We start from the raw sequence: 10,365 nt of genomic DNA, 5'->3' as shown, positions 1-10,365 counted from the left end.
TTGGCTTTGGATTACAAAATCTTGCTAGTAACTTTATTAGTGGTTTAACACTTTTATTTGAACAACCTATTAAGGTAGGAGATTTTATTGAAGTAGACAATTTATTAGGAACAGTAGAAAATATTTCTATTAGGTCTACAATTGTGCGTACTCTTGACGGCATATTTGTAATTGTACCTAATATAAAATTTGTAGAAAATAATATTATTAACTGGAGTTATAAAGATCCTAAAAGTCGTCTTCGTATGCCAGTTGGAGTTGCTTATGGTAGCGATCCACTGTTAGTAACGGAAGCATTATTAGCTGCTGCTCGGGCAGAAACGAGTGTATTAAACTGTCCTTCTCCTAAAGTATGGTTTAAAGGTTTTGGTGATAGTTCTTTAGATTTTGAGTTATTAGTTTGGATTGACCATCCTCAAGATAGCGATATAATTCAAAGTTCTTTGAATTTTTTAATTGAGCATGAATTGACTCAGCAGGATATAGTTATTCCCTTTCCTCAGAGAGATTTATGGTTAAAAAATCCACAAGATTTGAGTACCTTATTTAACAGTAGTATTTTTACAAAAAATAGCGAAAATAAAGTTTTTTCTCAAAATGGTGTTTCTTCTGAGCAAAAACATAGTAGTTTTCAACAAACTAAAAAATCAGCATTAAAATCACCAAATAATTGGACTTTGCGAGACCTACTCAGAAGAGTCACTTATTTTGAAAGTCTTACTGATTTAAAACTCAGAAAATTAATAGAATATGGTTATAGACAGTTATTTCCTCAAGGGCAAATTATATTTAGAGAAAATGATGTTGGAGATTCTTTTTACATTATTCTTTCTGGTGCTATTGAGGTGATTTCTGAAAAAACTGGTAAATATATTGCAACTCTTCACGAAGGAGAATTTTTTGGTGAAATGTCTTTGTTATTGGGTTCTCCTCGTACAGCTACAGTAAAAACTATTGAAGATTCAATTTTATTTGTAATAGAAAAACATGATTTGCAAAGATTATTAGAAGAATCTCCTAGTTTGGCTACTGATATTTCTCGAAAGCTTTGTGAACGCCGACAGGCATTACAAGAATTAGGATTACTTGATCGTAGTTCTTCAGAAAATACTCCCTTTACTAGGATTAGAAATCGGATTCAAACTCTTTTTGGAATTTAAATAAATTAGGATTCAGGAGTCAGGAGTCAGGAGAAAAGAAATAATACCATATTCTCAAAAACTTTTCTACATTTTCTTGAGTAAGGGAGTGGGGGAGAAGTAAAAATAATAATAATTCATATTAAATATGCTCAAATTAGCAAAAAATTTATTAGGATAGTTTAATTACTTAATAACTGAAGTGTTACCTAAGTATAGCATTACTTTTGGTAATTGGTATAAGAGGAGAAGGAGAAAGTTTTTTATCACTAATTATCCGGACATGATATTATCGTATAATTCAGTAGTTAGTAGTCAGAAGAAAGGAGAAAAGAGAAAAGAGAAAGGAAGGATGAGAGTGAGAATTATCTAGGGATATTCTGGAATTTTATGTCTACATTAAGTCTACATTAATATAAAGTATAGAGTAGGACAATTGTATAACCGGATTTCATGTTAAATGGAAAAAGTATACATTTCCAGAAACTAACTTTTAGTCTATAAAAAAAATGGCAAAAATTAGAGATAAATTTTCGTAATGAGCTAATATAATATCTAATACTATTGGATCAAAGAATATAGTAATCCTCAACGTAGTTGTGTCAAAAATATCTGAGAGTTAGGAAACGCTTAACTAAAGAAAAGTGATATTGAAATCTAAGATTTATAGCAGTTTCTATCAAGAGCAAGTAGTTATAATCAATATTTTATGATGTGTGATAAATATTTATCAAATTGGTATGACTTTTCCACTCTATCCTCAAGAATAAATAAAGTTATAAAATACCATTTATTCCTGCCTGTGCTTCCTGGCGTAATCTAGAAGCAATTCTAAATAGTTCTTGACCTGTATGTAAATAATAATCATCATAATTTAGAGTAAACAATTCTAAATCTTCTATTCCGTCACTAACCTGATTTAAGCAATAATATAAATGAGCTGCTACTCCTGCCAAATTAGATGGATTTGGCTGAGAACTAAATAAATTATGAGCTTTTTTGAGCAAGCGCCGACAAGTTTCTAAATAATTTTGGAATGATTCCATTAGTTGGTCATCAAACGGATCGGCTGCTAAATAATCAATTTCCTTTTTTAGAGGTTTTAATATTTGAATTATAATTTTGTTAACTGGTTTATAAACCTGATTTAACCATTTTTGTAGATTTTCATCTGCATTATTACCTCTTTTATTTTGCTTATAGTAACTTTGCTTTGTATTAGTATATTTCTGATCGTGTTGATTAAATTGTTGATCATAAGATTTTCTAAGTTGGGGATCGCCCAATACTTCATAAGCTTCATTAATGCTAATAATACGTTCATGGTCTGCTATTTCTGTATTAGCATCTGGGTGAAATAACTTCACTAAACGACGATAAGCTTGTTTAATTTGTCCCTGAGTTGCTGTGGGATTAACATTCAAAGTTTTGTAATAATCACTAGTGACCATAAAATTATTTCTACTCAATATTTACAATAGAATCTAAGTTTTTACATTTCCATTACTTATTTTATTCATTGTTATCAATAATTTACCAATGAAATAAACAAACTTTTAAATTGATAATGATAGATTAAATATTTTAGATTCTAGATAGCAATAGTGAGTAGAAAATTATATAAGGTATTTGAATTTCCCGTAAATATGAATTCTGCTAAATTTTGAACTGGGATTAAATTTGACTTTCCGTTAGGTAGAAGACTAATTATATTTTCTCATCACAATACTTAGTCTTTGCAGAGCTTTAAATAATCCCAAATTAGTCAGGTACTTACAATTCTCATCAAACACTACTACGCAAATATATAGCACTATAGTTTTGAGCACGTATATTGAGGCATTTTGTCAAACTGAAATTCAAATCAACTAATATGCAGAAACTAAGTATTCCTGTTACTTTTTCCTGATGACCTAAATTTGCCAAAAATCTAGTATTGCGTGAATGTGTAAGTCCCACAGTGACATACTCCCACACTAACCATTCGGTATAGTGCGGGCTTCTCGTTTCACGGTCCCGGTCCCCCGTCGGACTCCACGAGCTTTAAGGACGGGATGCCCCACCGCCCTATTTTTTATATTTATTGCGGCATTGAAGTCACGATCTATTACAATGCCACAATGGGGACAAGAATGGGTTCTTAGATTTAGCTAACTAAATATATCTAGCTAACTGCTGTAGCTAGAGTTTGTTCTGGTTCCTGAAATAGTGGAGTACTTAAATAACGCTCCCCAAAACTAGGCTGAATCATTACTATTAATTTACCTTGATTTTCTGGTCGCTGACCTACCTTTATTGCTGCACAAAGAACTGCTCCTGTAGAAATACCTGACAAGATACCTTCCTCTTTAGCTATACGACGACCATAACTAATTGCTTCACTATCAGCAACCTGAACCACTTCATCTATGATATCCAGATTCAGAACAGACGGGACAAAACCTGCTCCTATTCCCTGAATTTTATGAGGTCCAGGTTGTCCACCAGATAAGACTGGACTATTTGAAGGCTCCACAGCGATCGCTTGAAAATCAGACTTTCGTTGCTTAATAGTCTCTGCAATACCTGTAATTGTTCCACCAGTACCAATACCTGCCACCAAAATATCTACTTGGCCATTTGTATCTTCCCATATTTCCAATGCTGTAGTCTGGCGATGAATTTGTGGATTAGCTGGGTTCTGGAACTGTTGTAACATGTATGCCTTAGGCGTTGACTCAACTATCTCCTGTGCTTTTGTGATACAACCTTTCATACCTTCACTACCTGGGGTCAAAACCAGTTCTGCTCCGTAGGCGCGTAACATAGAACGACGCTCTAAACTCATCGTTTCTGGCATTGTTAAAATTAACTTGTAACCCCTAGCTGCAGCTACCATTGCTAGAGCAATACCTGTATTTCCAGATGTTGGTTCAACTAATACTGTTTGACCTGGTGTAATCAATCCCTCACGCTCTGCTGCATTAACCATATTAACACCGATGCGGTCCTTGACAGAGGCAGCAGGATTCATTCCTTCTAACTTTACTACTATTCTGGCTACACAACCTTCTGCTTGAGGAATACGATTCAATTGTACTAGAGGTGTGCGACCTACTAATTCAGTAATATTATGAGCAATACGCATGATATTTTTATCCTAAATAGTATGCTGAGGGCTACTTATAATTTGATAGAAAATAATTGTTTATTATGCTAAACTTAAAGTTTATTTGCAGCTAAAGTAAAGTATGTTTTATTTATGTAAAAATACTTTCTACTTTTTTCATGACTTCACATTATTAGCAAAAGTATAAAATTAATTTATATTAAGTTATTTTCTATTTTCTTTTGATAAGTATACCCAATATTAGCTATGATTGCTTGGGTTTATATATATATATATATATCTTATGTACTGAATCTTACAGATTTATATATTTTTTCTTTTTCTTTATGTTCTTCTGAGCATATTGTTTAATCAAAATTATTGAGTTAATCTTCTCTCTTAAAAAACCTTAAAACTAATTTATAAGTTTGTATACTTACTACTAAATAATAAGTTGATTTTTAATCAAATATATTTTCTATTTTTTTTGTTAGTCAATTGGATATACGGATATGGCTAACTTTCTCCATTCTCTCTCGATCCTTTGGAGCTGTGTTCAAGACAGATACGCTGTTGTTAACTTTTATTTACCTCGAAACATAAGTTATAGTAACTGCCAGGGCGATTAGGATAGAGAAGAATCAAAGTTATTAGACCATTTCATAGAGGCGATATAGCTGCGGCTAGCCTCCGCCAACCCTATATTTCTCCTTTATGTCCTAAGCACCTTGGCGACTGCTATAAATTAGTTTTCACATATACTTACTTAAATAATTTACCAAATTTTCAAGACAAAAATTGTAATTATACAACCTTTTTGGGGGTTGCACATTATGGAATTATATTGCCAAAAAATAGTTTAGACTTTGACTAAAAAAAACCTAATATTAATTATTAATTATAGCAATTAATTAATCCAAAATCTTGTTTATCAAAAATCTCAAATCATTCGTCACTGTGCAATGCCCCTTTTTGAGTAGCCCTTAAGAAGATAGTATATAACTACTTGCTAATTTATATATTTATAAATTTTGAATTCAAGCCAACATCAAATCTCATTTAATATCTGTCAATAAAAATAGTTAAAAATAAATTTAGTTTACTGATGTTAATTACCAAAATAAGAAACAGGGAACAGAAATGTAGAGGAATCTGTTTTCAAATAAGTTGTTAATTATTATAGTAGTCGAAGCAAAGAGGGCGGACATATCAAAAGATTAAAACTCAGGCAACACAAGATTTTTTTTCTTCTAGATAACTAACTTTTTCCTCCTTGCTTCTTTTTTCTGCTATATCTATCAGGATAATTTGATAATTCAAGTATAGAATTTTTAACTCTCAGAATTATATGTATGTAGTTTGAGTAATCCTAGATAAATTGCAATAAATAAACTTTTAAAACTTTTAAGGTGTATAGGGTGGAATTCCACCCTAATAACTTCAGCTAATCACTAGAACTGGAATGTAGTCCTGATAGTACCGATAATTAATTCATCATTATCATCATCTTGGTTAGCATTTGTAATTACAGTTACACCAGGAGTAATCGAGATATTATCTGTAACTTGATATTTGTAAAATGCTTCTATGTGCCATGACATATCTTGTCGTAATCCCGATGCCAACCCGTTAGGAACTTGTAGTTCATTCATGTAGGGTTCCCGACCTACAACAATACCACCTAAACTACCTTCCTTAAACAGATCGGGGAAAGCTAAATTTGCTCCATAACTCCATTGTTCAAAATCACCTAAACCAATCAGCTTCCCATCAAGATACATACCAAAGCCATTAATAGTTACCCAATCAGCTGCTCGCCAGGACATTTGTACACCATAAGCATTAGTCGAAACTGGCTGGGCAATATTAACTGAACCTGGTCGGCGGTCATTAAGTTCTGCATTTAAACCAAAGATAGTATTGGCAACACCAGTCCCCACAAAGCCACTGTTTAAACTGCCATTATCCCCTAGACCTGTAGCTGCACCATCATCATATCCAAAATTTCCTGGTCCAAAATAGCCTTTGTTGTAGGTAAGTCCAATTTGGAAATTTTTGATTGGAGTAAAAGTTAGTTGTGCTAATGCAGCATAATCTCCATTAAATAAACCTCTTCCTTCCCGAGGATCTTCACCTTCCGCTGCTAAGTAACCAAAAGATACAGAAAATGGACTATAGACACAAGCATATTGGTCTTTGCAACCAAAATCATACTCAACGCCAAGTCCTTTACCTCCCCCTAAACGATAGATCGGACTCCTTTGACCAAAAGCACTTAAAGAACCACTTCCTCCATCATAATCTTCCATGTAAGGGTTGAGAGTAGGAACAAAATCGTACCAACTTACTTTATTAGCAGCAATAGTTACTCTAATGTTATCCCTGACAGGGAACTTATAGAAAAGTTTATCTAGCTCAACCGTATCATCTGTGAGGTTAAGAACATTAAAAGTTTGCTGTCCCTCAGCCTCAGCTATCTTCTGGTTAAATGCTTGAGCATTACCTGCTTGTAACCTTGTAAATAATAAGTCCTCACCAGAAAAGCTAGTGTTGAAATTCAAACGTACCCTGTATTGAAATACTGTTTGGTCTTCGTCTTGTGTATTATCGTTGAAGGTTCCGTATCGCCCTTGGTCTTCAAAGTTATCAACAAAGGCAAAAATTACCTCACCTCTAAGTTTGGTAGTTGTCGAAAATTGATTGGCCTCTAATTCAGCAGCACGAGCTTCTAGAGCATCAACACGACCCCGCAAAATAGCTAATTCAGCAGAAAATTCTTCTTGTAATCTTTGTAGAATTGCCAGGTCTTCTCTAGTTACTGTATCTGCTATAGCAGCTTGTAATAGTTCTGTAATTCTATCTAAGCAAGCATTAACACCAGCCGCAAATTCAAAACGGGTTAAAGCACGGTTACCTCTATAAGTACCATCCGGATATCCAACAATACATCCATAACGCTCAACTAAGGATTGTAGTGCTTGAAAGGCCCAGTCTGTAGGTTGAACATCAGAAAGTTGAGATACAGAAGTAACTTGACCTTTTGTTTTTCTTCTATTTCCTCTGTTAAGATTACGAAGACTTGGTTGACGAAGGTTACGACCTTCTCTTCCGTAGCGGTTTATTTGTCTTATGGTCGTTGCTGGTGCATTAGCAACGGAATTAGCTGAATTTGTTCCAGGGACTTGAGCTAATAGTTCAGTTTCCTGTGTTTCTATGCTTGTATCTTGGGACTGAACAACCAGATTTGCTGATTTACTTTCAGTCGCTACAGCGGCTGAGGATGCAACAAGGGTTGCTCCCAAGACTGCTGGACTAAATAGTAGACAATTCCAGAATTTTTTTGACATTTTCCCTCTCATCCTCACACCGATCGCAGAGAGACCATTTGGCTATATTTATCAGTTAATTTTGATTGGTTAGCATAGTTTTAGCTTTGCAACTTCTTGATTATTAAGAAGGAGTTGCAAAGGTGCAAATAGTCTAATTTTTTTTCAGAGTCTAGGTAGCTCTTGGCAGGATTAGACTTACAAGCAATCTTAAAAATACTTCCAATCTTAGAACAAATTTTGAGGTTTGTTCAACTTTATCTACAGCACAAACAGAGCTTTCTGTGAGTTTTACTAAAAATTTAATTTTTAACCCTAAGATTTTTACTTGACACTCCCACCGTTAAATCGCTCGATTATAACGGGGGATTCTTGCTTCACAAACTCTTAACTAGATAACAAATCAAACAAGTTGAGCTGTACCCCTGCCAGACCGTCTCCACAAGCTTTTCTTGCTCCGTCTTTACGCTGAGGAAACCTCAGCGCAGGCGGTGCGCTTTTATTGAACGGTGTGCCCCACCGCTATTAACCCTCTACTATTGATTCACCACCACTTAATTAATTTATAACTTTGAAATCTATGAGGGGCTGTGTGCGTTGGTTTCCCGTGCAATTTGTACGCCCCCTCTCACCGCTAAATCTCGCGATTATAGCGGGAGTCCTCTTTCAAGATTTTTTGATAAATAGATTCGGTAGTTGAGTGACAGGTTATCACAATTTTTTTTTATCAACAACCTCTATACAGAATTTTTTTATTCTGTTAACCATGGCCTAATTAATTTTTGATCTTTGTATCTCTAGTATAAATTTTTGCTTTTTTGAGTGTACCTTATTTGCTGTGTCCTAGTATGGAGAAGACTTCTCGTTGTTCAAATAGTTCCAAGAAGTTGCTATTAATTTTATTCTGGGCTGCTTCATGACGCATAATTCTGAGAGCAACTTCTACAGGCAAACCTTGTTTGTAGGGGCGATCTCCTGCTGTTAAAGCATCATATATATCTGCAATAACCATAATCTGGGCTTGAATAGGAATATCTTTTTGCTTTAGTCCCCTGGGATAACCACTGCCGTCCAATTTTTCATGGTGTCCATAAGCAATTTCTGGAATTTGCTGTAAGTTATTTGTCCAGGGAATCCGCTTCAAAAATTCGTAAGAATGAGTTACATGAGACTCTATAGCTTTTCTTTCTTCAAAAGTCAAGTTACCTCTAGGAACTGCTAGTTGAGCCATTTCCTCCGGTGTAATTAGTGATTTAACTTGACCGTCTATGTCTTTGTAAGTGTAAAGTAATAATTGCTTCAGTTGTTTCAGTGGTTCTTCTGTTGTTATAGTTGGCTCGTTAGCGGTTAATACTATTTGCCAATAGTTATTAAGCTTGGTGATCGCTGTTTCTAGTTCTAAATCCAAATTTTCAATTTTTTGGCATAGAGGACAATTTTCTTGAGTATGTTGTTGAGATATGTCAGATAAATGTCCGAGTAACTGTTTATACTTGGTTTGAGTATGCTCCATCTCCAAGGTACGTTGAGCAACAGAAAACCTTTGCTGAATCAGCTCTAATTGTTGTTCATAAAGTTTTTTACGTTTTGTTAATATTGCTTCTGGGACTCCAATTTTACCGAAATCATGCAGCAAAGCAGCATACCGAACTTCTTTAATTTGCTGCTCGTTAAAGGACACTGCCCATAAAGGCCCGCTGGTAATAGTATTAACTTCTTGACACAAGCTGACTGTCAATTTTGCTACTCGCTCTGAATGACCTGATGTACATAAATCTCTAGCTTCTATTGCTTGTACTGATGCTTTAACAAGGCCATCAAATAGATTTTCAATATTTTCTTGTAAATGATTTCTTTCTATTGATATAGCTGCTTGAGAAGCAAGAGAACTTACTATTCGTTCTTCCCATTGTGAGTATGGCTGAATTAATTCTTGAAAATTCTTCGCTGTTAATACTGCATTTGAGTTAATCTTGCGATTAATTAACTGGAGCACTCCAATTATTTCTTGAGACCTATTTTGCATAGGTAAAACTAACACAGAACAAGTACGATAACCAGTATTTTTGTCGAAGCTTTTGTCAAATTTATAAGGTACACTTAAAGGTAAATTATAGGCATCTGATAAGTTTAAACTTTCACCTGTAAGAGCAACATATCCGGCCAAGCTTTTCGGTGTCATATTGATCGCCAGCTCGTGGAAAGAAAAGTCTGGCAAAGAATCATTTTGGGCTACCTTGAACAATAACTTAGTAGGTTGATTTCCTTTTTTTTCTACTAGATAGACGCTACCTGCATCACTACAAGTTATCTCCCGACTTTTGGATAAAATTAAATGTAAAATATCGCCCAAATCGTAAGTATCTGAAAGGGCAGCACCAATATGTAGTAGCTGCTCTATCAATGATTCTGTGTTCTCGGTAGCAGATTCTTGCATCCACTTGAGAATATTTAGTTGGAACATAATTTAGGGCTATTAACTAGCCTTTATCCTGAACAAACTTAATTACTAATTAATACACTTAACTTTCGGGTAGTAATATAGTTAAAGAAAATTATTTTGAATTTAAAGGCATCAAAATTCTAGTTTTTGCTTGCTTAATTTCAGTTTTAATTAGAAAATTTATTAACTAATAACTCTATTATAAATACTCGGTCAGTTAATCCGTACTAGACTAACTTAAAATGAACTACCCCGCCGTGTAGACGGACGGGGTTTCTAAGTCCCCGTCAACAAAGTCCGCACTTTGAGATTTTGAGCGCTTCATTTGCCCCAGTTGCCTCATCGAGCCTGTATGTTTACGGGTCGAAT

At 34.5% G+C, this 10,365-nt stretch carries 5 protein-coding genes and 1 pseudogene; 1 reads left to right on the top strand and 5 read right to left on the bottom strand.

Annotation, left to right across the window (positions count from 1 at the left end):
- On the top strand, positions 1-1,160 hold a 1,160-nt coding region (locus F6K13_RS05545), incomplete at its 5' end, for a cyclic nucleotide-binding domain-containing protein (RefSeq protein ID WP_287287002.1).
- A gap of 755 nt (positions 1,161-1,915) precedes the next feature.
- Here the strand turns inward: F6K13_RS05545 and F6K13_RS05540 are convergent.
- From F6K13_RS05540 to F6K13_RS05520, 5 genes and pseudogenes are all read right to left on the bottom strand, one after another.
- Positions 1,916-2,590, bottom strand: coding sequence for a J domain-containing protein (locus F6K13_RS05540; protein WP_124144680.1), 675 nt, complete (start codon positions 2,588-2,590; stop codon positions 1,916-1,918).
- A 525-nt stretch (positions 2,591-3,115) separates the two neighbouring features.
- Positions 3,116-3,271: pseudogene (locus F6K13_RS05535) on the bottom strand (zinc ribbon domain-containing protein); the annotation flags it as partial.
- Between the two features lie 32 nt (positions 3,272-3,303).
- Positions 3,304-4,266, bottom strand: a complete 963-nt coding sequence (gene cysK / locus F6K13_RS05530; protein ID WP_124144681.1) for a cysteine synthase A — start codon at positions 4,264-4,266, stop codon at positions 3,304-3,306.
- A 1,412-nt stretch (positions 4,267-5,678) separates the two neighbouring features.
- Positions 5,679-7,574, bottom strand: a complete 1,896-nt coding sequence (locus F6K13_RS05525; protein WP_124144682.1) for an iron uptake porin — start codon at positions 7,572-7,574, stop codon at positions 5,679-5,681.
- 808 nt (positions 7,575-8,382) lie between these two features.
- Complete coding sequence (locus tag F6K13_RS05520; protein WP_124144683.1) at positions 8,383-10,017, bottom strand: HD domain-containing phosphohydrolase; 1,635 nt, start codon at positions 10,015-10,017, stop codon at positions 8,383-8,385.
- Positions 10,018-10,365: the final 348 nt, after the last annotated feature.

The sequence above is a fragment of the Okeania sp. SIO2B9 genome, assembly GCF_010672505.1.
In the GTDB taxonomy this organism is placed as follows: Bacteria; Cyanobacteriota; Cyanobacteriia; order Cyanobacteriales; family Microcoleaceae; genus Okeania; species Okeania hirsuta.
Note: the sequence above shows the minus strand (reverse complement) of the source record. Positions and strands in the feature narration are given on the sequence as shown.

Bases quoted from the DNA above. Each gene is read 5' to 3' on its own strand.
- F6K13_RS05540 (WP_124144680.1), bottom strand. From the start codon at position 2,590: ATGGTCACTAGTGATTATTACAAAACTTTGAATGTTAATCCCACAGCA.
- cysK (WP_124144681.1), bottom strand. From the start codon at position 4,266: ATGCGTATTGCTCATAATATTACTGAATTAGTAGGTCGCACACCTCTA.
- F6K13_RS05525 (WP_124144682.1), bottom strand. From the start codon at position 7,574: ATGTCAAAAAAATTCTGGAATTGTCTACTATTTAGTCCAGCAGTCTTG.
- F6K13_RS05520 (WP_124144683.1), bottom strand. From the start codon at position 10,017: ATGTTCCAACTAAATATTCTCAAGTGGATGCAAGAATCTGCTACCGAG.